We start from the raw sequence: 25,142 nt of genomic DNA on the forward strand, positions 1-25,142 counted from the left end.
GAGAAACTATGTCTAGCGGAATTGTTTTACTGATTGTAGTGGTAGTTATACTCGTAATTATCGCTTACTTAGTCGGTATTCTTATTAGAAAACGAAATGATTCGCGGATTGCACAGCTTGAAGAACGCAAGCAAAAATTGTTTGACTTGCCAATTAACGAAGAAATTGAAGAAGTTAAAAAGCTTCACTTGATTGGACAAAGTCAGACAACCTTCCGTGAATGGCATCAGAAATGGATAGATATCTCGACAAATTCATTCGCAGATATTGAAAATCATATTTTCGAAGCTGAAAATATGAACGATACCTTCCATTTCTTCAAGGCTAGTGGTGAAATCAATAACATTGAGAGTCAGTTAGATCTTGTGGAAGAAGACATCAAGTCTATCCGCGAAGCGCTCTCAACCTTGAAAGAACAAGAAGAAAAGAACAGTGCTCGCGTTAAGCATGCATTAGACTTGTACGAAGAGTTGCAAAACTCAATCGAGGAAAACTCTGATAATTTCGGTTCTACCATGACCGAAATCAATAAGCAACTTAAAAACATTGAAGCTGAGTTTGCAGAATTCGTGACTCTTAACTCATCAGGTGACCCTGTTGAAGCATCTACTATCTTGGATCGTGCAGAAGAGCACACTATTGCATTGGGTCAAATTTCAGAGAAGATTCCTGCTATTGTAGCTAAGTTGGAAGATGATTTCCCAGATCAGTTGGATGATTTGGAATCTGGCTATCGCAAGTTGATTGAGCAAAATTATCACTTCCCTGAGAAAAATATCGAACGTCGCTTCCAAGAAATTCGTGAAGCTATCCGTTCAAACTCAAGTGAGTTGGTTTCTCTTGATTTAGACCGTGCGGAAGAAGAAAACGCTGAGATTCAAGAAAAAATTGACAACTTGTATAGCATTTTTGAACGTGAAATTGCCTCATACAAGGTTGTTATGCGTCAAAAGAAAATTTTGCCAGATTATCTCAAGCATGCTAAAGAAAACAACAAGAAACTTCAAGAAGAGCTTGAGCGTCTCATGTTGACTTACATCTTCGATGAAACATATGCAGCAGATGTTCGTAGCTTTGCATCTGATATTTCAGGTGTGGAGACGGCTGTTCTTCCAACCCTTGAAAATTTTGAAACTCAGGTAAAACCATTCTCAGAACTTGAGAAAATCTTTGAAAAGAGTCTTAATACCTTGTCAGCTGTTGAAAATGGTCAGGTTGAGGTCTTTGAAAATCTTCAGGCTATTGAGAAAAACGAAGCTAAAGCACGTGAAGAGCTTGATCTTTATGTTAATAAATTGCATGTTATCAAGCGTTACATGGAAAAACGTAACCTACCAGGTATTCCTCAATCCTTCTTGAGTGTATTCTTCTCAACTAGTGCTCAAATTGAGGCCCTTATGGATGAACTCAGCCGTGGCCGTATTAATATTGATGCGGTAATGCGTTTGACAGAAACATCTAAAAACGCCATTGATCATTTGGAAGAGACTGCTTACTTGGTTGTTCAAAATGCAACCTTGACTGAGCAACTCTTGCAATACTCAAACCGCTACCGTTCGTTCGAACCTGCTGTTCAAAGTAGCTTTGAGCATGCACTTAAATTGTTTGAGGTTGATCATGATTATGATGCATCTTTGGAAGAAATCTCTTATGCCTTGGAAACAGTTGAACCAGGTGTGACAGATCGTTTTGTATCATCTTACGAGAAGACACGCGAACAAATTCGTATGTAAGAGAAAGATTCTGGACTGCGGTCCAGATTTTTTTGTAAGGTCCGTTTTTCATTTCATATTTGAATTAAATCTAGTGAAGGCTTATATAGGCATCGAAGAATCGAGGTAATTATGTCAGAAGTTAAAGGTTTATTAGTTATGGACGTAGATTCTACGCTAGTCCAAGAAGAAGTTATTGATTTATTGGGAGAAGAAGCAGGCGTTGGTCAAAAGGTTGCTGAAATCACAGAGCGTGCCATGCGTGGAGAATTGGATTTTAGACAGGCCTTGAATGAGCGTGTGGCGACCCTCAAGGGATTGCCAGAGAGTATATTTGACAAGGTCTACGCCCGTATTCATTTCAACAAGGGAGCCAAGGAACTTGTAGAAGAACTCCACGCCCGTGGCTTTAAGGTAGGCTTGGTTTCTGGAGGTTTCCATGAGACTGTGGATAGACTAGCAGTTGAAGCAGAAATCGATTATGTTAAGGCTAATCACCTAGAGGTGGTTGACGGTGTCTTAACTGGTAAGGTCTATGGTGACATTGTCACCAAAGATGTCAAGGTAGCCAAACTCAAAGATTGGGCAGCAGAAAATGGTCTCGAACTCTCGCAAACCATTGCTATGGGTGACGGTGCTAATGATTTGCCTATGATTAAGACAGCTGGCATCGGCATCGCCTTTTGTGCCAAACCAATTGTTCGTGAACAAGCGCCTTATCAAATCACAGAACCAGATTTATATAAGGTGATTGAGATTTTGGATGAGGTTGAGAAATAGTAGCTATAAAAAGAGTCCTTTGGATAATTCCAAGGGACTTTTTGGGCAGCAAAAAAGCACCGAATCGGTGCCACTTTCTCAAGTTGAATACGGACTAAGCCTTATTTTAACTTTGCTGTATTGTTTCGAATGGTTTCACTCCCCCATTGTAATGATTTTGGTTGACTTCTCTTCAAACGCATCTTATCATAGAGGAGTATAGTATTGAAATGGGGGAAGAGACATGTTATACGAATATCCAGCGATTTTTCACACGATTGAGGAAGGTTATCAAATTAATTTTCCTGATTTTGGTCGTAGCATTAGGGCAGATTCTTTACCTCTTGCCATGACAAAAGCGTCTGTGTTCTTATCACATATTATTAAGGGGTATGGAGATAAGGCTTTACCTGAGCCGACTGCGGTAAGCAGCATTCCTAATGAGGAAGAACTCGTCGTGTTAATCCAAACAGAGCTTGATTAAGACTAAAAACTCTCGGAAGATTAATTCCCGAGAGTTTTAGGTTTTATTGGCCACATAGACGCCCAAGACGACTAAAATTCCTGCAAGAATTTGTAAATACGAGAAGGGTTCTCCTAAGACGACGACAGCCGCTAGAATTGAGATAATTGTCGAAATCCCAATAAAGGATGCTGTTCGGTTAACCCCGATATTTGCGATGGCAAAATTTGATAGAAGATAGCCCAGAACACTGCATCCCAAGCCTTGATAAAGGATGGTGATAGTGAATTTTGGATTGGTCACAGGGAGTAGCAAGAGCTCTTTCAAATCGCCTGCTAGAAAGCCTTGGCTGAGTGCAAAGAGTCCAAATGTCAGGCAACCACTGGCAAGCATAAAATAAGTAATCTCAAGGCTACTGAATTGACTAGCCCTTTCAACATCAACGCAATACAGGGCGTAGGAGACAACTGCTAGACCTAGAATCAAGTAGCCCACCAGGGAGAAGTGGGTAGAACCGCCAGCAGCAAAGACAGCCATGATGATACCGACGAGGGTGGTGATGACACCAACCACCTGCCAACGGCTGGGCCATTCTTTTAAAATAAGGCTAGACATGATAAGGGCAACGACTGGGATGCAGGCGAGAAAGGCTCCACTTTCAGAAGCCGTCGTCATACGAATACCAATTGTTTCACAGATAAAATAGATTATCGGATTGAGGATAGCAATACGTGTCAGAGGTTTAAGATTTCTACCGTTAATTGTTATCCGACGTCGACTGATGAGAAAATAGAGGTTAATAAAAAGGAAGGCTGTGACAAAACGCCAAGAGATTAAAGCCAGGTCACTGACCTGTGCTGTAATAGATTTGGTAAAGATAAAACTGAGCCCAAAGAGAATCTCACAAGTCGCTGCAGCCAAACATCCCAAGACGATTTTATTTTTCATTGTCTCACCTCCTGAATTTGGATTTCCACGCCTATTATAGCACTTTCAGGAAGCGTTTACATCAATCTGAATCTAAAAAATAGACTAGCAGAATAGCTAGCCTTTTTTATCTTATTTAGTTACCAATTGAGACAGTTCCGTCTGATCCGACTTTGACGTTTGTACCGTCTTGGCTATTAACTTCGACTGAACCATCTTGACCAACTGTTGCGCTGTTACCTTCGCTATCGTTGGCTTCTACAGTGTTATTGCCGTTTGTTTTTGCTGAGTTACCGTTTCCGTCGCTGACTTCAGTTGATCCATCTTTGCTGACTTTTACTGAAGCACTTGAATCAGTTGAAGAAGATTCTTTGGTCACCTTGCTTGATGATGGTGCTGAAGATGACGAGTCAGTTTTGTCTTTAGGGTTGCCACATGCTGCTAAGGTCAACAAGGCAAGAACTGAGACAGAGGCTAAAGTTAATTTAGAAAATGTTTTCATAATAGTCTCCGTTTTTCTTAGTAAATTCATTTTAAATGAAAAACCAAAATTTTAAAAGCGCTTCCAGTCATTTTTACTCAACTGTAACCCCTTGGTAATATCAGTGTTGTACAAGACTAATCTATTGGAAAATCAGAGCTGATAACCCTTACGCTTTCTGTTTTTTTGATAGATATTTCAAATCGTTCAGCTCGGTCCTCAGGCCTCTCTTTGTTATAATAATAAAAACAGATTGAGGTGATATGATGTATCAAACAACAATTAAAGGTGACAAACGATTCCATTCACTTTCAGAGGGGTATGGAGCACCTGTGGAACTTTTTGGCTATACGGAAGATGGGGAAACACCTATGAGCCTGGTGAATATTGCTTTGGCTTCTTGCGTGACCATGTGTCTACAGAGTTATTTTGCCAAGTATCAGGGAATTGAGGAGCTTGCTATTCAGGTTGATTCCAACTATGAAGAAGGGCATTTCACACTTGCGATTCATTTACCTAAGGATCTGATTTTGGAAAATGAACAAGAACTCTTGGTTTTTGTGGATAATTATTGTCGAGTGAAGAAGCTTTTTCGTGAAGATATTAAGGTTGATATTAGCTTAGCTAAATAAGCTTATTATCCTTTATGAACTTCGTGTTATACTAGTAGATAAAGACGTGTCATTTCACTAGGTGTGGAATGAGCAACGATAGGAGGGCTTGCTATGGAAGACAAACTACATGAGATCCGTGTATTTGAGAATTTTCAAGAAGAACTATTTGAAACGGGACATGTTATCGTGACAACTAAGGTAGTCGAGAAGTCCCTGAATTATTTTGGTAATGCTCATGGGGGATATCTGTTTACGCTTTGTGACCAGGTCGCAGGGCTCGTGGCCATTTCAACAGGTGACTATGCGGTGACGCTTCAGTCTAATATCAATTATCTCAAGGCAGGGCATTTGTCTGACCAACTCAAGATTGAGGGATTGTGTGTTCATAATGGTAAGACGACTAAGGTGGTGGAAGTTGTCATTACTAATCAGGAAGAGAAAATTCTTACAAGGGCTACATTTACTATGTATGTGACAGGCTCGGTTGAGGAATAGAAAAGGAGCGTTTATGTCAGATTTTCAAACCATGGATGACTTTGCAGTCTTTGTTAATGACTACCTGACACCAAACCAACTGGGCGTTCAAGCATATTCCTATGCATCTGACCAGCAGGAGCTCTCTCTTCTGGTGACCATTGACGATTATGAGATGATGTGTCGTTGGCATGCTGTCTGGACTTTTTCAGGTTTACACCAGGCCTTCTTTCAGTCTGTAATGGACACAGATAACACCTTTTCTATTGATAGTGATAGCTTGGCTATGAAGGCTCGTTTAAGGGATCAAGAGCTCTTGTTTAAGGCAAAGGGGCTTGAGATGGTGGTTGTCGATTTGCCTGAACCTCTTTTTCGTTTAGCTGATGTGTCTTTTAACGAAGGAGGAAAGCACTTTACCTACCTTTGTGAAGATCAAAGTGTTGCAGCAGAAGATTGGGTCTTGGTTCCTATAGGCTCTGGTAATGCCGAAAAAGAAGCATTTGTAGAAAAGATTTCCTATGTCCTAGCGGACGAGGTTCCAGTTGAGCTGACAAAACTGAAAAAGGTGATTCAAAAGTTGGATTTAGTAACCGTTCGTTATGATGTGAGGATTGTTAGGAAGGGTTTTTTGAGTTTTTCAGGAATGGCTTTTGAAGGCGAGGAATTAGGTAAGCCAACAGACTTCCTTTGGGTACCTTTTTTAGCAGAACAAGATGATTTGTCTGTTTCTACCTATGGCATTCGGATCAATGATGGCAGTCGCAAGACTTATGTAACAGCCTTGGCTGGTGAGGATGATAGTATGGAAATGATTGCTCTAGCACCAGCTACTTATGCGGTATTTAAACTTAGAGGGCCTGCAACGGCAGCTGTTTGGGAGAGTTTTCACTATGCTAAGAACCATTTTGAAATGATTGACCAGCCCACTGTAGAGGTTTATCTCCCAGGAAATCGTCAGGCTGAAGATTATGAAATGGAAGTTTGGATTCCAATAAAGGAGGAAGTTTAGATGCGTCTGGATAAGTTTTTGGTAGACTGTGGTGTCGGGAGTCGTAGTCAGGTCAAGATCTTTCTAAAAAAGAAGCAAGTGACTGTAAATGGTCAGGTGGAGACGTCAACTAAGATTCAGATTGATGAGAAGCAAGATCAGATTGCTTTTCAAGGTCAAGCATTAACACACGAGACCTTTGTTTACTATCTTTTAAATAAGCCTCAGGGTGTCATTTCAGCAACAGAGGATGCCCGTCACAAGACAGTGCTCGATTTACTCGATGACACAGCAAGACATAAGCAAGTTTTTCCAGTTGGTCGCTTGGATATTGACACTCATGGTCTTCTTCTATTGACCAATAATGGTGACTTAGCTCACGCCATGCTATCTCCAAAGAAACATGTGGACAAGATTTATCAAGCCAAGGTGGATGGTATCATGGATCAGGAGGATATTCTGGCTTTTGAAAAAGGGATTGAACTCAAAGACCATACTTGCCAATCAGCTAAACTAGAGATTGTATCCGTAGATAGGGCTGCTGGGACTAGCTTGGTTCAGATTACCATTGCTGAGGGGAAATTCCATCAGGTTAAGCGTATGGTAGCTGCTTGTGGTAAGGAAGTGACAGAGTTACAACGTATGAGTATGGGGCCTTTAAGTCTGCCAGATGATTTAGAACTTGGTGCTTGGCGACGTTTAACCGAGGAGGAGTTGGAAGCTTTGGCTGTTTTTGGAATTCCTTTGGCTTAAGCTAGTTAAGAGTTGCGAAATGGGCAGATTTTTGTTACTATTATTGTGAAATAATAGAAGAAAAAACGAGGTAAATTCAAGTGGCATTTGGAGATAACGGACCACGTAAGAAATCATTTTTTGAACGTCTAACAGTATTGGTCGTTTTGATTATGCTATTAGTAACAGTTGGGGCATTGATTTTCCAAGCAGTCGCAGCTGTCCTTTAAGACGCTATCAAGCGTTTTTTTGTGTCTGTCAGAAATTCTTTTATATGAGAATGTCTTGATATAGGACACATGAATCAGAAAGAGAGATATAGAGATGAGTATGTTTTTAGATACAGCCAAGATTAGTGTCAAAGCTGGTCGTGGTGGTGACGGGATGGTCGCTTTCCGTCGTGAGAAATATGTACCCAATGGCGGTCCTTGGGGCGGTGACGGTGGTAAGGGTGGCTCAGTCATTTTCAAGGTTGACGAAGGCTTGCGTACCCTTATGGATTTCCGTTATAACCGTAAATTCAAGGCTAAGAATGGCGAAAAAGGGATGAACAAGGGAATGCACGGTCGAGGTGCTGAAGACCTCATCGTTAGCATCCCGCCAGGTACGACAGTTCGTGATGCTGAGACTGGCAAAGTTATTACTGATTTGGTTGAAGATGGCCAAGAGTTTGTCATTGCTCACGGTGGACGTGGTGGTCGAGGAAATATCCGTTTTGCAACACCTCGTAACCCTGCTCCTGAAATCGCTGAAAATGGTGAACCAGGTGAAGAACGCGAACTTCAATTGGAATTGAAGATTTTGGCTGATGTTGGTTTGGTTGGTTTCCCATCTGTTGGTAAATCAACGATTCTCAGTGTGGTAACAGCAGCAAAGCCGAAGATTGGTGCCTATCATTTTACGACAATTGTTCCTAATTTGGGAATGGTTCGTACCAAGTCAGGTGAGAGCTTTGCTATGGCTGACCTTCCAGGATTGATTGAGGGTGCTAGTCAGGGTGTTGGTTTGGGAACGCAGTTCCTTCGCCACATTGAGCGTACACGTGTTATCCTCCATGTGATTGATATGTCAGCGAGTGAAGGACGTGATCCTTACGAGGATTATCTTCAGATCAATAAAGAGTTGGAAACTTACAACTTACGCTTGATGGAACGCCCACAAATTATTGTGGCTAATAAGATGGACATGCCTGAGGCTGAGGAAAACTTGAAAGAGTTTAAGGAAAAATTGGCTGCTAACTACGATGAATTCGATGAGTTGCCACAAATTTTCCCAATTTCAAGTTTGGCTCACCAAGGTTTGGAAAATCTCTTAGAAGCTACTGCAAAATTGCTTGATGAGACAGACGAATTCTTGCTTTATAGCGAAGATGATATGGAACAAGAAGAAGTTTACTACGGCTTTAACGAGGATGAACGTCCATTTGAAATTAGCCGTGACGATGATGCCTCATGGGTACTTTCTGGTGAGAAACTTGAAAAACTCTTTGTTATGACCAACATGGAACGTGACGAATCAATCATGAAATTTGCACGTCAATTGCGTGGTATGGGAGTTGATGAAGCGCTTCGTGAACGTGGTGCTAAGGATGGCGACATCGTTCGTATTGGTAACTTCGAATTTGAGTTTGTGGATTGACGTTGAAAGACTCTCTAAGTGCTGAAGCACTTGATAGTCTACGGCAGCCGCTATGGCGGATTGCCTATCAACCTCACTAACTGCGCAAAGTCGGTATAATCGACCGACTTTCCTTCGTGTCGTGACCATGAAAGACTCTCTGAGTGCCAAGCACTTGATAGTCTACGGCAGCCGCTATGGCGGATTGTCTATCAACCTCACTAACCGCGTAAAGTCGGTATAATCGACCGACTTTCCTTCGTGTCGTGACCGTGCAAGACTCTCTAAGTGCCAAGCACTTGATAGTCTACGGCAGCTGCTATGGCGGATTGCCTATCAACCTCACTAACTGCGTAAATTCGGTGAAATATAAAAAATATTGAAATAAGAGGTTTACAATGGGAGATAAACCGATATCCTTCAGGGATAAAGATGGGAACTTTGTTTCTGCGGCCGATGTTTGGAATCCAAAGAAACTTGAGGAACTCTTTACGCGCTTAAATCCTAACCGAAAACTCCGTCTTGAGCGTGAACGTTTGGCAAGGGAAGAAGCAGCAAAACACCCTGAATTAAATGAAGAAACAGAGCAAGTCTAGCACTTGCTCTGTTTTTTTCTTATCCAAATTGGTAATCAAAAACAGCTACTCTAGCAAGAGTAACTGTTGTGATGATTAAGCGTTTAGAACCTTGTCTAAGAAATCTTTCAAACGTGGGTGTTGTGGGTTATCGAAGATTTGATCTGGCGTACCATCTTCGAGGAACTCACCGTCCGCAGTAAAGATTACTCGGTTGGCTACCTGACGGGCAAATCCCATTTCGTGAGTAACGATAATCATGGTCATACCTTGCTCTGCCAATTCTTTCATAACATTAAGAACGTCTCCGACCATTTCGGGGTCAAGGGCAGAAGTAGGTTCGTCAAAGAGCATGATGTCAGGATTCATCGCCAAACCACGTGCAATTGCCACACGTTGTTTTTGTCCACCTGACAAGCTATCAGGTGTAGCATCGGCTTTGTCAGCAAGTCCAACACGATCAAGAAGATCCATAGCTAATTTATCAGCTTCTTCCTTGTTCATACGTCCAAGTTCAACAGGTGCAAATGTTACGTTTTCAAGGACTGTCATGTGTGGGAAGAGGTTGAAATGTTGGAAGACCATCCCGATATTTTCACGGGCTTTGTCAAGGTCTGTCTTAGGATCTGATAATTCATAGCCATCAACGACTACTTTACCAGATGTCACTGTCTCAAGTAGGTTAAGCGTACGAAGGAAGGTTGATTTTCCTGAACCTGAAGGACCGATGATACATACAACGTCACCTTCGTAGAATTTGGCGTCAATGCCTTTAAGGACTTCATTGTCGCCGTATGATTTGTGCAAGTCCTGCACATCGATTTTCAATTCAGCCATTATTTAAGTCTCTTTTCTAGTCGTTTAGCCAATTTCGTCAAGCATGTGATGATGACCAAGTAAAGGATGGCCAAGATCGCATACATACGGAATGATTGGTAGTTACGAGCAATGATGATTTTACCAGTTTGGAAGAGTTCAACCAAACCAATAGCTGATACGATAGTCGTATCTTTCAATGAGATAACAAATTGGTTGATGAAGTTTGGCAACATCAAGCGAACCGCCTGTGGCAAGATAACCTTACGCATTGTTGTATTGTAAGGAACACCCAAGCTTCGGCTGGCTTCCATCTGACCAATAGGGACAGCTTCAATACCACCACGCACAATTTCGGCAATGTAAGCACCACCGTTAAGTGAAAGGGCAATTGTCGCTGCCACAAAATCATTGATTGGTGACTGGTGACCAGTGATATTTTCAATCAAGTTAGGAATACCCCAATAGATGAAGGCTGCAACGATCATCAATGGGATACCACGAACCACGTCAACAAAGACTTGTGAAATCACACGAAGTGTCTTGTTTGGTGCAACTGCCATCATACCGAAGATAACACCGATAATCATAGCAATAGCAAATGAAAGAAGGGTCAAACCAAGGGTAATTCCAAGACCTTGGAGAAGTTGTTTGTAGTTGTTTTTAATCAAGCCTACGATGGTTGTTTCATCGGTAACTTTTTTTGAGCTTCCTTCTTTTGATTTGTTGCTATCGAGGTATTTATTGATAATCTTATCGTAAGTACCATCTTTCACGATAGCAGCCAAACCATTGTTGAACATTTCAATCAACTCAGGATTAGCACCTTTTTTAACAGCAAAGCCGACTTCACCAGTAGCAATACCTTCAATTGGTGTTGTAAAGTTACGCCCTTGTTGGATAGCGTATAGAAGAACGGCTTCATCATCCATAAGAGCATCGATTGAACCAGAGTTCAAGCTGTCGTACATAGTAGAAGCTTCATCGTAAGCACGAACAGTAAAGCCATATTCACCAGCATGGTCTTCCAACCATGAGTAAGATGACGTACCATTTTTAGCTCCTACAGTCTTACCTTTGAGATCCTTGTAAGATTTAACCTTACTTCCTTTAGCTACAGCCAAACGAATGTTTGATGTGTAGTAAGGATCAGAGAAGTCAAAGATTTGTTTACGAGCATCAGTGATGGTCATACCAGCCAATACGGCATCAGCTTGGCTAGATTGTACAGCATTAAGTGATGCATCGAAACCAGGGTTTGTCAATTTGACATTGAAACCTTGGTTTTTAGCAATGGCATTGATGATATCGACATCGATACCTACATATTTACCTGAACCATTTTGGTATTCGAATGGAGCAAAAGATGAGTCCATTGAGATAGTGTAGGTTTCCTTAGCAGGAGTGGCTTTTGCGTTGGCATCACCAGTCAATTTAAGATCTGCTGAAGGTTTTGATGAAGAAGATTTTGATGAGTCACCCAACCATTTGTTCATGATTTTGTCGTAGGTGCCGTCATTCTTCATTTCCTTAAGAGCTTCGTTGAAATCTTTGATAAGATCTTCGTGTTTTCCACCTTTTTTAACAGCGAAAGCGAAGCTACCGATAGATTCAGGCTTAATGTTGATAGCGTAGTCTTTTCCTTGACCAATAGCGTATTTAACAACTGGTGTGTCGTCCATAGCTGCATCAACAGAACCAGAATCCAAGCTGTTGTTCATCAAGTCGCTAGTGTCAAAAGTTTTAACAGTGAAACCATATTTGCTAGCATTTTTATCAAGCCAAGTTTGAGAAGCGGTACCGTTTTTAACACCGACTGTTTTACCCTTCAATTGTTTGTAGTCGCTGACTTTATCGCTACTACGTGTGTAGATAACAATTGAGGTGTCGTAATAAGTGTCTGAGAAAGTAAAGACCTTCTTACGTGCGTCGGTAACAGTAGTACCGGCCATAAGGGCGTCAGCTTGGCCTGATTGAACAGCATTGACAGCTGCATCGAAACCAGGGAAGGTTTGGTTAACGTCCCAATTTTTACGTTTGGCAACTTCGTTGATGATATCAACGTCGATACCCTTGTAGGTCTGATCAGAATCTTTGAATTCAAATGGGGCATAGGCTGTATCTGAAACGACTGAGATAGTCTCGGCAGATACCTTAGCTCCGAAAACAAAGAAAACTGACATGACACTCAAGAAGAGTGTCAGAAGTTTTTTCTTCATTATAAAAAGTCTCCTTTATAAAATACCTTCCTATTCTATCAAAAAAAGGTCTTGTTATCAAACTTCTTGGAGTTTGATGTTAGGAAATGTAACAAAGTTCGTTAGATATGAGAAGAGTTTTAGAAGAATTTGACAAGCTTGTGTCAATTAGTTACACTGTAATCGAATACATGTAAGATTTGTTACAGGAGCTAAAAAAATGAAGAAACGTATGCTTGAGAAATATACTAGCCTATATGATAAAGTCCCAAGTTGGCTTATGATTATGCTGTCCTGTTTTATTGCCTTTGGTTATTTCCTTATAAGTGGATTTCTATCAGGGATTGTTGTGGGAATTCCAATGGCTATTGTTCTTTCGTTCTTAGTATTAAATGGTAACATTCAGTTCCAGGATATACATTCGATTTACTATAAAATATTTTCAACCTTGTATTTTCAGTTGGGAGCCTTTGCCTTTACTGCCTTAGTTATCTTTTTCTGGGTTAAAGTTGTTGAAAAACGTCCCATTCGTACACTTGGATTTTTCAAGGGGCATATTTGGTTGAACTTGCTTAAGGGTTGGGGACTTGGAACTTTGCTCTTGTTAGTTAGTTTCCTTGGGACTTATTTACTAGGCGGTTTAGAATTTGTGAAGGTAGACTTTTCGCAGAAAACCCTCTTATACATACTTTCCCTAATACCTTTCTGGTTTATCCAAGGTGGAACCGAGGAACTGGTGACACGTGGTTGGTTGCTTCAGACGGTGACTAATAGATTGAACCTTTCTTGGGGAATTGCTATTTCAAGTTCTCTCTTTTCAATGCTACACTTGGGAAATCAAGGAGTTACCGCCTTGTCTCTCATCAGTATTGTTCTAGTGGGTGTTCTCATGGCTCTTTACATGCTCAAGACAGATAATATCTGGGGTGTAGCGGCTCTTCACGGTGCTTGGAACTTTGCGCAAGGAAATCTAGTTGGCGTGTCAGTTAGTGGACAGAATGCAGGCGGCAGCTTATTGCACTTTCAGGCCAGGTCAGGCGTGCCTGATTGGTTGTCAGGAGGAGCTTTTGGTTTAGAAGGAAATCTTGTTACCTGTCTCGTACTCCTGGTAGGTATCGTCATCCTTCGTCTACAATTGAAAAAAGAAAACTTTTAAGGCTGAGTTCAAAGACTCGGTCTTTTTACTTCTGTGTTAAAATAGAAGAAACGCTTGGAGGAGACAATATGATAGTTAAGCTTGATAGGGTCATGTTGAAATTGAAAATAGTCGTTGGCCTTATATTTTCTGTCTTGTCTTTATGGATTCTTTGTCCTGAGCTAATTAGAGGTTCTCTTCGTGATAATCCAGTCAAGCAGTTCCTTGCTGTCATTGTTTTATTTTGGCTTTTATTATCCATTGTTCACCTTATAGACGGTATCGTAAATCTCAAAGGTCATGGAAAGCTCTTGGAACTGGATGACAATTCCTTGACCTACTATGGCCAAGCATTTGGACGGAAAACTTTTGACATTCCCTTATCCGAGATTGAATTTGTCAAGAAAGCTTGGACAACACGGATGGAGGATATTGGACGCTCTTCGACAGTGAGATATTCTTTGAAACGCATCGAGCATGTCTTCGACTATGATGCCGAGGTTGATGATAAAAAGAGATATCAGGTGTTGCTTATCTTCTTCAAAAATGGTGAGACAGCTGTTACCTATGACAAAAAACTTGGTCATCAATCACGGAAGAAACGTGCCTATGTCGCTAAGATGCGAATGATTCAAATTCCGCTTACAAGTGGGGAAATCTTCTCCGACCAAGAGATGAATGATTACATAAATGAAAGGAAAAAGAATGATAGATAGAAAAGAAGATAACCAATTCCATTTGGTTTCTAAATATGAACCTTCTGGGGATCAACCTCAGGCCATTGAAGCCTTGGTTGATAATATCGAAGGTGGGGAGAAGGCTCAAATCCTAAAGGGAGCGACAGGGACAGGTAAGACCTATACCATGAGTCAGGTCATCCAGCGCGTCAATAAACCAACCTTGGTTATCGCCCACAATAAAACTTTGGCAGGTCAGCTTTACGGAGAATTCAAGGAGTTTTTCCCAGACAATGCTGTGGAATACTTCGTTTCCTACTACGATTTCTATCAGCCAGAGGCCTATGTACCATCATCAGATACCTATATCGAAAAAGATAGCTCTGTAAACGATGAAATTGATAAGCTACGACACTCAGCAACGTCGGCCCTCCTTGAGCGTAATGATGTTATCGTTGTGGCTTCTGTTTCTTGTATTTACGGTTTGGGTTCGCCCAAAGAATATGCTGATTCAGCAGTCAGCCTTCGACCAGGCCAAGAGATTTCTCGAGACAAGCTGCTAAATGACCTAGTTGATATCCAGTTTGAGCGAAACGATATTGATTTCCAACGTGGGAAATTCCGTGTGCGTGGCGATGTGGTCGAAATTTTTCCTGCCAGCCGTGATGAGCACGCCTTTCGTGTCGAATTTTTCGGTGATGAGATTGACCGCATTTGTGAGATTGAGAGTCTGACCGGACGTAATCTCGGTGAAGTTGAGCACCTTGTTCTTTTCCCGGCTACTCACTTTATGACCAATGAAGAGCATATGGAAGAAGCCATCAAGAATATTATGGAAGAGATGGAGGCTCAGGTTAAGCAATTTGAAGCCGAGGGGAAACTCATCGAGGCTCAACGTATCCGTCAAAGGACAGAATACGATGTCGAAATGCTCCGTGAGATGGGTTACACCAACGGTGTCGAAAACTACTCGCGCCACATGGATGGTCGAAAAGAAGGCGAGCCACCGTTTACTTTACTTGATTTCTTCCCAGAAGATTTCCTCATCATGATTGACGAAAGTCACATGACCATGGGACAGATTAAGGGAATGTATAACGGAGACCAAGCTCGTAAGAAGATGTTGGTTGATTACGGCTTCCGTTTACCGTCAGCTCTTGATAACCGTCCCCTTCGTCGTGAAGAATTCGAAAGTCATGTGCATCAGATTGTTTATGTATCAGCGACACCAGGTGACTATGAGATGGAGCAGACTGAGACCGTCGTTGAACAAATTATCCGTCCGACAGGGCTTCTTGATCCAGAAGTCGAAGTGCGTCCAACTATGGGTCAAATGGACGATCTTCTCGGTGAGATTAATGCCCGTACTGAAAAAGGTGAGCGTGTCTTTGTAACAACCTTGACTAAGAAGATGGCTGAAGACTTGACGGACTACCTCAAGGAAATGGGTGTCAAGGTCAAATATATGCATTCTGATATTAAGACTTTGGAGCGTACTGAGATTATCCGTGACTTGCGTTTGGGTGTCTTTGATGTTCTTATTGGGATTAACCTTCTCCGTGAGGGGATTGACGTTCCTGAGGTTAGTCTGGTTGCTATTTTGGATGCTGATAAGGAAGGTTTTCTTCGTAATGAACGTGGGCTTATCCAAACGATTGGACGTGCTGCCCGAAATAGTGAAGGGCACGTTATCATGTATGCGGATAAGATTACGGAGTCTATGCAGAAGGCCATGGATGAAACAGCTCGCCGTCGTGAAATCCAAATGGCTTATAATAAGGAACACGGTATCACTCCGCAAACGATTAAGAAAGAAATTCGGGACCTTATTTCGATTACCAAGGTCAATGAAGCAGAAGTGGCAGAGGATACTGTGGACTACAGTGCTATGAACAAGAAAGAACGCCAAGAAGCCATCAAGAAACTTCAAAAACAAATGCACGAAGCGGCAGAACTGCTTGACTTCGAGTTGGCGGCTCAAATCCGTGATATGGTTCTTGAGCTGAAGAGTATGGATTAAGGCTAGTTACATCACTTAGGCATTATAAGTAAGAAAGGAAATATATGTCACGTTCACAAGCAACTATTTTAACTAATATGTGTCTCATCGAAGATGGCCGTGGAAATATTGTCATGCAAATCCGCGATCCAAAGCGTTATTACTGGTCGGGAGCAGCCCTACCCGGTGGCCATATCGAAGCACATGAAGGTCTGGTAGAATCAGTTATCCGTGAGGTTGAAGAAGAAACTGGCTTGACCATCAAAAACCCTAAATTAGTTGGTATGAAGCATTTTTACACGACAGATGATGAGCGTTATCTAGTATTCCTTTATAGAACTTCGGATTTTGAAGGAAAAATCCATTCAACAGAGGAAGGCGAAGTTCGTTGGGTTGCTCGAGAGGAGGTAGCTAATATGGATTTAGCTTATGACATGCTCAATCTGCTACGTGTCTTTGAAGAAGACAATCTCTCAGAACTTTTCTATCGGGAGCGACTCGAAAATGACTTTATCCGAGAATTTTGGTAAGAATATGAACTATTTATTCAAATGAATGAATAGTTTTTTTGTCGTTAAAATCAGATAGGAGAGCTTTAAATAAGTAATTTTTAGATTTTGTAATGACGATAAAATTAATAAAAATGAAAACTTTAATCAATAAAAGTTCATTTTTTCATTGACAAATGCATAATAATGCATTATTATACTTACATAAGTTAATAAATATAGAAAAGAGATTGATTATGAAAACATGGAAAAAACTTTTGTTGGGATTTGCAGGGATCTTTGCTTTGACGACTTTAGCAGCTTGTTCTTCGTCGAAGGACACTTTGGAAAAGGTACAAGATAAAGGAACTTTGACAGTTGCTCTTAATCCACACTTTGCTCCTTTTGAATTCAAGACAATCCAAAATGGTAAGGATACGATTGTTGGGGCAGATGTTGAAATTGCTAAGGCTATTGCAGATGAGCTTGGTGTAAAAGTTAAATTCTCTGAAATGTCTTTTGATAATGTCTTAGCCAATGTTCAATCTGGTAAGGCAGACATCGCCATTTCCGGAATCTCAGCCACTGAAGAACGTCAAAAAATCTTTGATTTCTCAGATACCTACTATGAGTCTGAAACGGTTCTTGTTGTCAAAAAAGATGCGACAGGAACTTACAAACAAACCGGTGATTTTGCTAAAAAATCTGTAGCCGTTCAAAAAGGTTCTATTCAAGAAAGTATCGCCAAAGCCAACTTGTCAGATGCTAATGTGGTATCCTTGGCACAACCTGGTGAAGCTATCAATGAATTGAAATCTGGTCAAGTTGAAGGAGTGGTTCTTGAAAAAGCCATTGCACAAGGTTATGTAGACCAAAACAGTGACTTAGCTGTGTCAGACATTACGCTCAAGTCTGATTCAAAAGATGCCTATGCCGTCGCAATGCCTAAAGGAAGCGATAAGCTAAAAGCAAAGGTTAATAAGGTTATCGCTAAACTCAAAAAAGAAGGTAAGATTGACAGCTATGTTAAAGATGCCTATGCTCTTTCACTTAAGAGCTCTACTAAATAAGGGGTTATTATATGAAGAAATTTTGTTTTATCCTTACAGCTCTAGTCGCTACCTGCTTTCTAGTTGCTTGTAGCGGAAGTCAGGGAGTAAGTCCCAAAACGATTAAGGAAAAGAAGAAAATTGTCGTGGCAACAGAATCTGAATTTGCGCCTTTTGAGTTCAAATCGTTGGTTAACGGCAAAGATACGCTGGTTGGAGCAGATATCGAATTGGCCAAAGCTATCGGTGAAAAACTCGGTGTAAAGGTTGAATTTTCCGTGATGTCTTTTGATAATGTTCTTGCTAACGTGCAAAGTGGTAAAGCCGATATCGCCATTGCAGGGATTTCGGTGACAGACGAACGTAAGAAGGTTTATGATTTTTCAGATAGCTACTATACATCAGAAAATGTAGTGATTGTCAAAAAAGACAAGGTCAATGACTACACAAGCACTGATAGTCTCGCAAAACAAACGGTCGGTACGCAAAAAGGGTCTGTTCAAGAAACCGTTGCTAAGAAACAAATTTCTAAGGCAAGTGTCGTATCACTAGCTTCAAATGGTGAAATGATTAACGAACTCAAGTCAGGACAGCTTCAAGCAGTTGTACTTGAGAAGGCCATTGCAGAAGGTTATATCGCTCAAAATGATGATTTAACCCTTGCCAACTTTAATCTCAAGTCAGATGGCACAGATGCTTATGCTGTCGCAACACGTAAGGGTTCAGATGACTTGCTTAAAGAAATCAATGCCGTCATCAAAGAGACTAAGGACTCTGGAAAATTTGATCAATGGTTGAAAGAAGCATCAACCTACAAACAAAGTAAGTAAATTTAAAGCTCCCGAGCACCTGAAAAGAGTAAATTTCAGTGCTTTCATCAACAACGAAAAGTCTTGTTTGGTCCTCGCTTTATTCACTTAAGGGGAGTCTCCAAAAATTCTTAAATCTAAATGGGGAATACCCCATTTTTTATTGAATTCTCTGCTAAAAACAGTTATTATCAAAGTAGGTAAGTCTGTTCAAATAGACAAATGACATCTTATAGAGTGCTTAAGAAAAGCAAGGAGAAACTATGAAGCTACCACGTTTTGGTGTTGAAGAATGGCTTAATGTCCATGAAAAATCTGCCATATATGATATCGCAGGAGTTTCAATTAAGGCCCTCACAATGGAAGAATTATTTGACCTGTCAGGCCTTGATAAGGATGCCTTTTTTGCCCAACTTCTAAAGAAAAAGATGGATTACGGCTGGATTGAGGGGTCACCAGAGTTCAAAACTCAAGTGGCTAGCTTATACAAGAACATGCCGGTTGATAATATCCTCCAAACCAATGGGGCTACAGGAGCGACGATGCTAGCCCTTTATGCGCTTATTGAGCCTGAGGACCATGTCATCTCCATGTATCCAACTTATCAACAGCTCTATGACATTCCTAAGTCGCTAGGAGCAGACGTGGATCTCTGGGAGGTTGAAGAGGACAAGGGGTGGTTGCCTGATTTGGACCAACTCCGCCGTCTCATTCGTCCTAATACCAAAATGATCTGTATTAACAACGCCAACAATCCTACCGGTGCCCTTATGGACGCTGCTTACCTCGAGGAGCTAGTGGCTATCGCTAAAGAAGTAGACGCCTATATCTTCTCAGATGAGGTCTATCGCAGTTTTGACCAGCCTACGCCTTCTATTGTAGATTTGTATGAAAAGGGCATTGCCGTCAATAGTCTGTCAAAGACCTATTCCATTCCCGGTATTCGTGTGGGTTGGGTAGCTTCTAACACTGAGGTAGCGGACATTCTGCGTGACTACCGCGACTACACGATGATTTGTGCTGGTGTCTTTGATGATATGGTGGCTACCCTTGTCTTGGAAAATAAAGAAGCCATCCTAGAGCGTAATCGTCAGATTGTAGAGGAAAATCTAGCTCTTATGGATGCCTGGATTGCCAAGGAACCTAAGGCATCATGGATTAGACCTGCTAGTGTTTCCACATCTTTCGTCAAATTAGATGTGAATCGTCCTATCGAAGATTTTGCTTTGGAGCTTCTTCAGGACTATGGTGTTCTTGTGGTTCCGGGTAACCGTTTTGACAAGGAGTCCCATGTCCGCATCGGTTATTGCTGTGACAAGGAAGTTCTTCAAAAGGGCTTAGAAAAATTGTCGCAATTTCTTAATAAATGTTGACAATGCTACTAATTTTAAGTAAAATAACAAGCGAAAAATTATATTTATACAGGAGTTTCTTATGAAAATGAAAAAACTTTTCCTTGGGGCTATGGCTCTCCTTGCTACTGTGACTTTAGTAGCTTGTGGGTCAAAAAAGGATGCTTACTTATCCATTAAAGAAAATAAAAAACTTGTCGTGGCTGTCAGCCCAGACTATGCTCCATTTGAGTTCAAAACTTTGGTAGATGGTAAAGACCAAGTAGTTGGTTCAGATATCAAGTTGGCACAAGCTATCGCTGATGAACTCGGTGTTAAGCTTGAAGTTACAACAATGAGCTTTGACAATGTCCTTTCTAGCCTTCAATCAGGTAAGGCTGATCTTGCTATTTCAGGTATCTCAGTAACAGACGAACGTAAGAAAACCTTTGATTTCTCATATCCTTACTACGAAACACAAAATGCTATCATCGTTCGCAAAGATCAAGAGTCTACTTACTCAAGTCTTGATGCTTTCAAAGGTAAGAAAGTAGCAGTTCAAAAAGGTACCATTGAAGAAGGCCTTGCTAAGAAACAATTGAAAGATTCAACAGTCGTATCACTTACAGCAATGGGTGAGGCGATTAACGAGGTGAAATCTGGCCAAGTTGATGCTGTTGACCTTGAAAAACCAGTAGCAGAAGGTTACGTGGCACAAAATTCAGATTTGGCTTTGGCAAGCGTTGCCCTCAAAGTTGATGATGGCGATGCAAAAGCAGTCGCTATGGCTAAAGGCAACGAAAGATTGAAAGAAGTAGTCAACAAAGTCGTCAAGAAATTGAAAGCAGATGGTACTTACGACGAGTACATCAAGGATGCTTCTAAATACACAGCAGTTGAATAAATCAGTAGCTAGGGGAGATGCCTCCTCTAGTTTTTGTATAGGAAAAAACTTGGATAGTTTTAGTAGACTTAGAAGTCAACTGTAATAGCAAAAATTCCTAAACTTAAATATATTTCTTGACAGAAAAAGGCGAGTCTTGTATACTTGAATAGAACGTGTAAAATGTTACATTATCTTGAGGAGGTGAATTCAATGTCAAAAACAGTAGTACGTAAAAACGAATCACTTGACGACGCTCTTCGTCGTTTCAAACGTTCTGTGACTAAAGCTGGTACTCTTCAAGAGGCTCGTAAACGTGAACATTACGAAAAACCTTCTGTAAAACGTAAACGTAAATCAGAGGCAGCTCGCAAACGTAAAAAATTCTAATTAAGAATGAAATTAACAGAAAAAAGCTTGAGTCTTCTCAAGTTTTTTTCTTTTCATCGAATAAAGAAGTCGGTTAGTAGGTATGAGATACAAAAAATAAGACGTCTGAGATTTCAGACGTCTTAAGTTTCATATGTCTTTAGTTGAACAAATAAAGATTATTTGTTTGCAAGAAGGTCGCGGATTTCAGTAAGCAATTCTTCTTGTGATGGACCTGCTGCTTCAGCAGCATCTTCAGCTTCTTTTTTGCTAAGAGCAGTTGCTTTGCTAGCAGCTTTAACAACGAAGAAGAGAGTAGTACCAACGATGATGAAGTTGATAACTGCGCTCAAGAAGCTACCGTATGCGATACCGTTCCATGACAATTTAGAGAGGTTTTCAACGTTAGCGGCCTTAACAACTGGGTTAAGGATAAGTGGTGTGATGATATCACCAACAAGTGAAGTGATGATAGCGTTGAAAGCGGCCCCCATAACAACGGCTACAGCAAGATCAAGGACGTTACCCTTGAACAAAAAGTCTTTAAGTTCTTTAATCATTTTGACAATGAATCCTTTCTTTTATTTACTTTTAATATTTTATCTGATTTTGTAAATCTTGACAAGAGATTTGCTCATGTAAAATCAATTTTATTTTACTTTCATTTTTCATCGTGTTATAATTAGGGGTAATGCAATTATGGTAAGATAGGGGGCGATTAGATGGTGATTGATAAAGCTTTAATAGAAGATATTAAGAGCAGTACCAACATCGTCGACGTAATTGGCGAAGTTGTCAGTCTTAATCGTGCAGGTCGCAATTACCTGGGTCTCTGCCCCTTCCATAAGGAGAAAACCCCCTCATTTAACGTTATTGAGGACAGACAGTTTTACCATTGTTTTGGTTGCGGAAAGTCTGGGGATGTCTTTAAATTTTTAGAGGAATACCGTCAGATTTCTTTCCAAGAAAGTGTCAAGGTTCTGGCAGACCGCTTAGGTATTGCAGTTACGATAGACGCACCAAGACAGGCTCAGCAACAGAATTCTCCTAACCAAGCTTTCTATGATCTTCATGAGGATGCGCTTAAGTTTTATCACGCAGTCCTGATGACGACCAAGATAGGAGAAGCAGCGCGTGCCTACCTCTATGAGCGTGGTATGACTGACGATTTACTTAAGACCTTCCAGATTGGTCTAGCCCCTGACGAACCAGATTATCTCTATCAGTCTGTATCAAAAAAATATGACGAAGAGGTACTGACAGAATCAGGTCTTTTTAATCTTTCTGAAAGTAATCGTCTTTTCGATACTTTTAAAAATCGAATCATGTTTCCGCTTAAGAATGAGTTTGGAAAGACTATCGGTTTTTCAGGGCGTGTTTGGACTAAGGAAGATATTGAAAAAGGACAAGCCAAGTACAAAAATACAAGGGCTACCCGCATTTTCAATAAATCTTATGAACTCTACCACCTCGATCAGGCTAAGCCAGTGATTCAGAAGACTCATGAGGTCTATCTGATGGAGGGATTCATGGATGTCATTGCTGCCTATAGGGCTGGGCATGTTAATGCTGTGGCTTCTATGGGGACGGCATTGACTCCTGAACATGTCAATCGTCTGCGTAAACTCACCAAGAAAATTGTTCTGACCTATGATGGTGATAAGGCTGGGCAAAATGCGATTGCCAAGTCTCTTGAGCTTTTATCGGATTTTCAAGTCGATATTGTTAAAATTCCAGACAATATGGACCCTGATGAATATCTACAGAAAACATCCGAAGAGGCTTTGGGGAAACTCTTGGTCGAGTCCCGCATTTCAGATGTGGAATTTTGGATTGGACAGCTCAAGCCTGCTAATGTAGACAATCTTCAAGCAGAGATTGCCTATGTTGAGCAGATTGCTAAGATTATTGCCAAGTCACCTTCTGTGACGGCACAAAATTCTTACATTTCTAAGGTGGCTGACCTTTTGCCTGACTTTGATTTTTTCCAAGTCGAGCAAGCGGTCAATAACGAACGGTTGACCATGAGGAATCAGCAGACGGCTCAATTATCGGCTGCTAGTAATAGTGCTTATGAGTCTTCAGCGTCAGGATTCAGAGGGACGGTCAAACTACCTTCTACACCTAAGATTACAGGTCTTCGTCGAGCGGAAAATCAACTCTTCCATCGTATGCTTAATCATCCTATGATTTTGAATGACTATCGCATGAGAGAGGAGTTTTTCTTCCAAACACCTGAGTTAGAGGAGCTTTATCATATTCTGAAACAGGATGGTCAGATTGATACCGTAGCTTTGTCTCTACTTTCTCAAGAGGTGCAAACAGCCTATTATCAGGTTTTAGAGGAGATTTTACCACCTGAAACCAGTCTTGAAGAAGTTCAGGCTATCGAAGAGCGTAGAAATCATTTATTGAGGGAACAGGACTTTCGTAAGCAAAGTAAACAAATAAGAGAATCAAGTAACCACGGTGATGTGGATGCAGCGGTGGAAGCCCTGCAGATGCTCATCGCCCAAAAACGAGATATGGAGTAACACATGGCAAAGAAAAAACAAAATACAGCATTTAACGTTCAAGTCGCTGATTTCATTCGTAACCACAAAAAAGCTGGTACAGCAATTGATGATGAAGTCACAGAAAAACTAGTTATCCCATTTGTTCTTGATGCTGATGGGATTGATGACCTTTTGGAACGTTTGACAGACGGTGGTATCTCTATCACTGATAAGGACGGAAATCCTTCATCTAAATATGTTGTTGAAGCCCCAAAACCAGAAGAGTTGACAGACGAGGAACTTCTTGGCTCAAACTCAGCTAAGGTCAATGATCCTGTTCGTATGTACCTCAAAGAGATTGGGGTAGTTCCTCTCTTGAGTAACGAAGAGGAAAAAGAATTGGCTATCGCTGTTGAAAATGGTGACTTGGAAGCTAAACAACGTTTGGCAGAAGCCAACCTTCGTTTGGTAGTCTCAATCGCTAAACGCTATGTGGGACGTGGTATGCAGTTCTTGGACTTGATTCAAGAAGGTAACATGGGGCTTATGAAAGCCGTTGATAAATTTGACTACTCTAAGGGTTTCAAATTCTCAACTTATGCGACATGGTGGATCCGTCAAGCAATCACTCGTGCTATCGCAGACCAAGCACGTACCATCCGTATCCCAGTTCACATGGTTGAAACTATTAATAAATTGGTGCGTGAGCAACGTAACCTCTTGCAAGAGTTGGGACAAGACCCAACACCTGAGCAAATCGCTGAACGTATGGATATGACTCCGGATAAGGTTCGTGAGATCCTTAAGATTGCTCAAGAGCCAGTTTCTCTAGAAACACCTATCGGTGAAGAAGATGATAGCCATTTGGGTGACTTTATCGAGGATGAAGTTATTGAAAATCCAGTAGATTACACAACTCGAGTGGTTCTTCGTGAACAATTGGATGAAGTGCTTGATACCCTTACAGACCGTGAAGAGAATGTTCTTCGTCTCCGTTTTGGTCTTGACGATGGGAAGATGCGTACTTTGGAAGATGTTGGTAAAGTCTTCAACGTTACTCGTGAACGTATTCGTCAGATCGAAGCTAAAGCCCTTCGTAAATTGCGCCACCCAAGTCGTAGTAAACAACTTAAAGACTTTATTGAAGACTAAGATAGTAAATGGAAGGGGCCTGATTATTAGGTCCTGATTTTGGAGGAAAAGCTATGTCTGAAGTAAAATACACTGAAGCAGAAATTGAAAAAATCAAAGACCGCATCTTGGAAGCCTTAGAAATGGTCATTGACCCAGAGTTGGGGATTGATATTGTCAACCTAGGCCTTATTTACGATATCCGTTTCCAACAAGACGGCTATACTGAAATCGATATGACCTTGACGACTATGGGATGCCCCTTAGCAGATCTTTTGACAGACCAAATCTATGACGCTATGAAAGAAGTGCCTGAAGTCACTAAGACTGAGGTTAAATTGGTCTGGACACCAGCATGGACTATCGAAAAGATGAGCCGCTATGCCCGTATCGCCCTAGGTATTCGTTAGGAGAAGGCTT

The 25,142-nt window shown here is 41.1% G+C and carries 27 protein-coding genes; 22 read left to right on the top strand and 5 right to left on the bottom strand.

The features are described from left to right. The first annotated feature begins 8 nt into the window (after positions 1–8). The 3 genes from ezrA (at position 9) to PCY16_RS05500 (ending at position 2,955) form a co-directional block, all read left to right on the top strand. Positions 9–1,733 carry a septation ring formation regulator EzrA gene (gene ezrA / locus PCY16_RS05490; RefSeq protein ID WP_002891504.1) on the top strand — a complete coding sequence of 575 codons (1,725 nt, stop codon included), beginning with the start codon at positions 9–11 and terminating at the stop codon, positions 1,731–1,733. A 111-nt stretch (positions 1,734–1,844) separates the two neighbouring features. Then, complete coding sequence (serB, locus tag PCY16_RS05495) at positions 1,845–2,492, top strand: phosphoserine phosphatase SerB (RefSeq protein ID WP_195413466.1); 648 nt, start codon at positions 1,845–1,847, stop codon at positions 2,490–2,492. Between the two features lie 223 nt (positions 2,493–2,715). Continuing rightward, entirely contained in the window at positions 2,716–2,955 is a 240-nt protein-coding gene (locus PCY16_RS05500; protein WP_073687910.1) for a hypothetical protein, read from the top strand. Between the two features lie 36 nt (positions 2,956–2,991). On the opposite strand, the gene PCY16_RS05505 is transcribed toward PCY16_RS05500, so the two are convergent. Both PCY16_RS05505 and PCY16_RS05510 read right to left on the bottom strand, forming a co-directional pair. Next, a complete protein-coding gene (locus tag PCY16_RS05505) occupies positions 2,992–3,882 on the bottom strand; it encodes a DMT family transporter (RefSeq protein WP_073687909.1) in 891 nt (296 codons plus the stop codon). 115 nt (positions 3,883–3,997) lie between these two features. Continuing rightward, entirely contained in the window at positions 3,998–4,363 is a 366-nt protein-coding gene (locus PCY16_RS05510; RefSeq protein WP_195413467.1) for a histidine kinase, read from the bottom strand. 245 nt (positions 4,364–4,608) lie between these two features. Here PCY16_RS05510 and PCY16_RS05515 point away from each other — a divergent pair, with 245 nt between their 5' ends. The 7 genes from PCY16_RS05515 (at position 4,609) to PCY16_RS05545 (ending at position 9,363) form a co-directional block, all read left to right on the top strand. Further along, positions 4,609–4,974 (top strand): OsmC family protein, encoded by a 366-nt coding sequence (locus tag PCY16_RS05515; protein WP_195413468.1) that lies wholly within the window; start codon positions 4,609–4,611, stop codon positions 4,972–4,974. A gap of 93 nt (positions 4,975–5,067) precedes the next feature. Continuing rightward, positions 5,068–5,451, top strand: a complete 384-nt coding sequence (locus PCY16_RS05520) for a PaaI family thioesterase (RefSeq protein WP_022496322.1) — start codon at positions 5,068–5,070, stop codon at positions 5,449–5,451. A gap of 13 nt (positions 5,452–5,464) precedes the next feature. Then, a complete protein-coding gene (locus PCY16_RS05525; protein WP_195413469.1) occupies positions 5,465–6,439 on the top strand; it encodes a GyrI-like domain-containing protein in 975 nt (324 codons plus the stop codon). Continuing rightward, entirely contained in the window at positions 6,440–7,171 is a 732-nt protein-coding gene (locus PCY16_RS05530; RefSeq protein WP_195413470.1) for a pseudouridine synthase, read from the top strand. A gap of 80 nt (positions 7,172–7,251) precedes the next feature. Continuing rightward, on the top strand, positions 7,252–7,380 hold the full coding sequence (locus PCY16_RS05535) for a DUF4044 domain-containing protein (RefSeq protein ID WP_002884629.1): 129 nt from the start codon (positions 7,252–7,254) through the stop codon (positions 7,378–7,380). 94 nt (positions 7,381–7,474) lie between these two features. Further along, positions 7,475–8,788 (top strand): GTPase ObgE, encoded by a 1,314-nt coding sequence (obgE, locus tag PCY16_RS05540; protein WP_155222463.1) that lies wholly within the window; start codon positions 7,475–7,477, stop codon positions 8,786–8,788. Between the two features lie 377 nt (positions 8,789–9,165). Next, entirely contained in the window at positions 9,166–9,363 is a 198-nt protein-coding gene (locus PCY16_RS05545) for a hypothetical protein (RefSeq protein ID WP_002884415.1), read from the top strand. Positions 9,364–9,438: 75 nt separating this feature from the next. Here PCY16_RS05545 and PCY16_RS05550 read toward each other — a convergent pair whose 3' ends face one another. Further along, positions 9,439–10,179, bottom strand: a complete 741-nt coding sequence (locus PCY16_RS05550) for an amino acid ABC transporter ATP-binding protein (RefSeq protein WP_060972636.1) — start codon at positions 10,177–10,179, stop codon at positions 9,439–9,441. Continuing rightward, positions 10,179–12,377: an ABC transporter substrate-binding protein/permease gene (locus PCY16_RS05555; RefSeq protein WP_149561447.1), complete on the bottom strand. Its 2,199-nt coding sequence runs from the start codon at positions 12,375–12,377 to the stop codon at positions 10,179–10,181. Before PCY16_RS05555 ends, PCY16_RS05550 begins: the two co-directional genes overlap by 1 nt. 199 nt (positions 12,378–12,576) lie before the next feature. On the opposite strand from PCY16_RS05555, the gene PCY16_RS05560 reads away from it, so the two are divergent. The 9 genes from PCY16_RS05560 to rpsU all read left to right on the top strand — a co-directional run bounded on the left by PCY16_RS05560 (position 12,577) and on the right by rpsU (position 21,117). Beyond that, positions 12,577–13,512, top strand: a complete 936-nt coding sequence (locus tag PCY16_RS05560) for a CPBP family intramembrane glutamic endopeptidase (protein ID WP_149561446.1) — start codon at positions 12,577–12,579, stop codon at positions 13,510–13,512. Positions 13,513–13,580: 68 nt separating this feature from the next. Next, entirely contained in the window at positions 13,581–14,207 is a 627-nt protein-coding gene (locus PCY16_RS05565) for a hypothetical protein (RefSeq protein ID WP_021143782.1), read from the top strand. Further along, on the top strand, positions 14,197–16,188 hold the full coding sequence (gene uvrB / locus PCY16_RS05570; RefSeq protein WP_041826694.1) for an excinuclease ABC subunit UvrB: 1,992 nt from the start codon (positions 14,197–14,199) through the stop codon (positions 16,186–16,188). Before PCY16_RS05565 ends, uvrB begins: the two co-directional genes overlap by 11 nt. Before the next feature lie 44 nt (positions 16,189–16,232). Next, positions 16,233–16,697, top strand: a complete 465-nt coding sequence (locus tag PCY16_RS05575; RefSeq protein ID WP_060971812.1) for an 8-oxo-dGTP diphosphatase — start codon at positions 16,233–16,235, stop codon at positions 16,695–16,697. Between the two features lie 215 nt (positions 16,698–16,912). Further along, a complete protein-coding gene (locus PCY16_RS05580; RefSeq protein ID WP_014632791.1) occupies positions 16,913–17,725 on the top strand; it encodes a transporter substrate-binding domain-containing protein in 813 nt (270 codons plus the stop codon). A gap of 11 nt (positions 17,726–17,736) precedes the next feature. Further along, positions 17,737–18,534 (top strand): transporter substrate-binding domain-containing protein, encoded by a 798-nt coding sequence (locus tag PCY16_RS05585; protein WP_195413471.1) that lies wholly within the window; start codon positions 17,737–17,739, stop codon positions 18,532–18,534. 242 nt (positions 18,535–18,776) lie between these two features. Continuing rightward, positions 18,777–19,886, top strand: a complete 1,110-nt coding sequence (locus tag PCY16_RS05590; protein ID WP_195413472.1) for an aminotransferase — start codon at positions 18,777–18,779, stop codon at positions 19,884–19,886. A gap of 67 nt (positions 19,887–19,953) precedes the next feature. After that, on the top strand, positions 19,954–20,748 hold the full coding sequence (locus tag PCY16_RS05595; RefSeq protein ID WP_037601831.1) for a transporter substrate-binding domain-containing protein: 795 nt from the start codon (positions 19,954–19,956) through the stop codon (positions 20,746–20,748). A gap of 192 nt (positions 20,749–20,940) precedes the next feature. Beyond that, positions 20,941–21,117, top strand: a complete 177-nt coding sequence (gene rpsU, locus PCY16_RS05600) for a 30S ribosomal protein S21 (RefSeq protein ID WP_002884573.1) — start codon at positions 20,941–20,943, stop codon at positions 21,115–21,117. Between the two features lie 158 nt (positions 21,118–21,275). On the opposite strand, the gene mscL is transcribed toward rpsU, so the two are convergent. Then, the gene (gene mscL, locus PCY16_RS05605) at positions 21,276–21,656 is read right to left on the bottom strand and encodes a large conductance mechanosensitive channel protein MscL (RefSeq protein WP_037601679.1); all 381 of its coding nucleotides are present in this window, start codon (positions 21,654–21,656) and stop codon (positions 21,276–21,278) included. A gap of 162 nt (positions 21,657–21,818) precedes the next feature. On the opposite strand from mscL, the gene dnaG reads away from it, so the two are divergent. Genes dnaG through PCY16_RS05620 form a run of 3 tightly spaced genes read left to right on the top strand, consistent with a single transcriptional unit; the run spans position 21,819 to position 25,132 of the window. Continuing rightward, positions 21,819–23,630 carry a DNA primase gene (gene dnaG / locus PCY16_RS05610; RefSeq protein WP_149561444.1) on the top strand — a complete coding sequence of 604 codons (1,812 nt, stop codon included), beginning with the start codon at positions 21,819–21,821 and terminating at the stop codon, positions 23,628–23,630. Positions 23,631–23,633: 3 nt separating this feature from the next. Continuing rightward, a complete protein-coding gene (gene rpoD / locus PCY16_RS05615; RefSeq protein ID WP_002884252.1) occupies positions 23,634–24,743 on the top strand; it encodes an RNA polymerase sigma factor RpoD in 1,110 nt (369 codons plus the stop codon). Between the two features lie 53 nt (positions 24,744–24,796). Then, positions 24,797–25,132: a metal-sulfur cluster assembly factor gene (locus PCY16_RS05620; protein ID WP_002884757.1), complete on the top strand. Its 336-nt coding sequence runs from the start codon at positions 24,797–24,799 to the stop codon at positions 25,130–25,132. The last annotated feature ends 10 nt before the right edge of the window (positions 25,133–25,142 follow it).

This window comes from Streptococcus sp. SS4 (assembly GCF_030440125.1).
Lineage (GTDB): Bacteria > Bacillota > Bacilli > Lactobacillales > Streptococcaceae > Streptococcus.

What these genes read in the sequence shown, in the direction of transcription:
- PCY16_RS05515 (WP_195413468.1), top strand. Translation starts at nt 4,609, where the DNA reads ATGTATCAAACAACAATTAAAGGTGACAAACGATTCCATTCACTTTCA.
- PCY16_RS05555 (WP_149561447.1), bottom strand. Translation starts at nt 12,377, where the DNA reads ATGAAGAAAAAACTTCTGACACTCTTCTTGAGTGTCATGTCAGTTTTC.
- PCY16_RS05580 (WP_014632791.1), top strand. Translation starts at nt 16,913, where the DNA reads ATGAAAACATGGAAAAAACTTTTGTTGGGATTTGCAGGGATCTTTGCT.
- PCY16_RS05560 (WP_149561446.1), top strand. Translation starts at nt 12,577, where the DNA reads ATGAAGAAACGTATGCTTGAGAAATATACTAGCCTATATGATAAAGTC.
- dnaG (WP_149561444.1), top strand. Translation starts at nt 21,819, where the DNA reads ATGGTGATTGATAAAGCTTTAATAGAAGATATTAAGAGCAGTACCAAC.
- PCY16_RS05620 (WP_002884757.1), top strand. Translation starts at nt 24,797, where the DNA reads ATGTCTGAAGTAAAATACACTGAAGCAGAAATTGAAAAAATCAAAGAC.
- PCY16_RS05505 (WP_073687909.1), bottom strand. Translation starts at nt 3,882, where the DNA reads ATGAAAAATAAAATCGTCTTGGGATGTTTGGCTGCAGCGACTTGTGAG.
- PCY16_RS05520 (WP_022496322.1), top strand. Translation starts at nt 5,068, where the DNA reads ATGGAAGACAAACTACATGAGATCCGTGTATTTGAGAATTTTCAAGAA.
- rpsU (WP_002884573.1), top strand. Translation starts at nt 20,941, where the DNA reads ATGTCAAAAACAGTAGTACGTAAAAACGAATCACTTGACGACGCTCTT.
- PCY16_RS05590 (WP_195413472.1), top strand. Translation starts at nt 18,777, where the DNA reads ATGAAGCTACCACGTTTTGGTGTTGAAGAATGGCTTAATGTCCATGAA.
- PCY16_RS05545 (WP_002884415.1), top strand. Translation starts at nt 9,166, where the DNA reads ATGGGAGATAAACCGATATCCTTCAGGGATAAAGATGGGAACTTTGTT.
- obgE (WP_155222463.1), top strand. Translation starts at nt 7,475, where the DNA reads ATGAGTATGTTTTTAGATACAGCCAAGATTAGTGTCAAAGCTGGTCGT.
- PCY16_RS05500 (WP_073687910.1), top strand. Translation starts at nt 2,716, where the DNA reads ATGTTATACGAATATCCAGCGATTTTTCACACGATTGAGGAAGGTTAT.
- PCY16_RS05595 (WP_037601831.1), top strand. Translation starts at nt 19,954, where the DNA reads ATGAAAAAACTTTTCCTTGGGGCTATGGCTCTCCTTGCTACTGTGACT.
- PCY16_RS05525 (WP_195413469.1), top strand. Translation starts at nt 5,465, where the DNA reads ATGTCAGATTTTCAAACCATGGATGACTTTGCAGTCTTTGTTAATGAC.
- serB (WP_195413466.1), top strand. Translation starts at nt 1,845, where the DNA reads ATGTCAGAAGTTAAAGGTTTATTAGTTATGGACGTAGATTCTACGCTA.
- PCY16_RS05550 (WP_060972636.1), bottom strand. Translation starts at nt 10,179, where the DNA reads ATGGCTGAATTGAAAATCGATGTGCAGGACTTGCACAAATCATACGGC.
- mscL (WP_037601679.1), bottom strand. Translation starts at nt 21,656, where the DNA reads ATGATTAAAGAACTTAAAGACTTTTTGTTCAAGGGTAACGTCCTTGAT.
- PCY16_RS05530 (WP_195413470.1), top strand. Translation starts at nt 6,440, where the DNA reads ATGCGTCTGGATAAGTTTTTGGTAGACTGTGGTGTCGGGAGTCGTAGT.
- ezrA (WP_002891504.1), top strand. Translation starts at nt 9, where the DNA reads ATGTCTAGCGGAATTGTTTTACTGATTGTAGTGGTAGTTATACTCGTA.
- PCY16_RS05565 (WP_021143782.1), top strand. Translation starts at nt 13,581, where the DNA reads ATGATAGTTAAGCTTGATAGGGTCATGTTGAAATTGAAAATAGTCGTT.
- PCY16_RS05575 (WP_060971812.1), top strand. Translation starts at nt 16,233, where the DNA reads ATGTCACGTTCACAAGCAACTATTTTAACTAATATGTGTCTCATCGAA.
- PCY16_RS05510 (WP_195413467.1), bottom strand. Translation starts at nt 4,363, where the DNA reads ATGAAAACATTTTCTAAATTAACTTTAGCCTCTGTCTCAGTTCTTGCC.
- uvrB (WP_041826694.1), top strand. Translation starts at nt 14,197, where the DNA reads ATGATAGATAGAAAAGAAGATAACCAATTCCATTTGGTTTCTAAATAT.
- PCY16_RS05585 (WP_195413471.1), top strand. Translation starts at nt 17,737, where the DNA reads ATGAAGAAATTTTGTTTTATCCTTACAGCTCTAGTCGCTACCTGCTTT.
- rpoD (WP_002884252.1), top strand. Translation starts at nt 23,634, where the DNA reads ATGGCAAAGAAAAAACAAAATACAGCATTTAACGTTCAAGTCGCTGAT.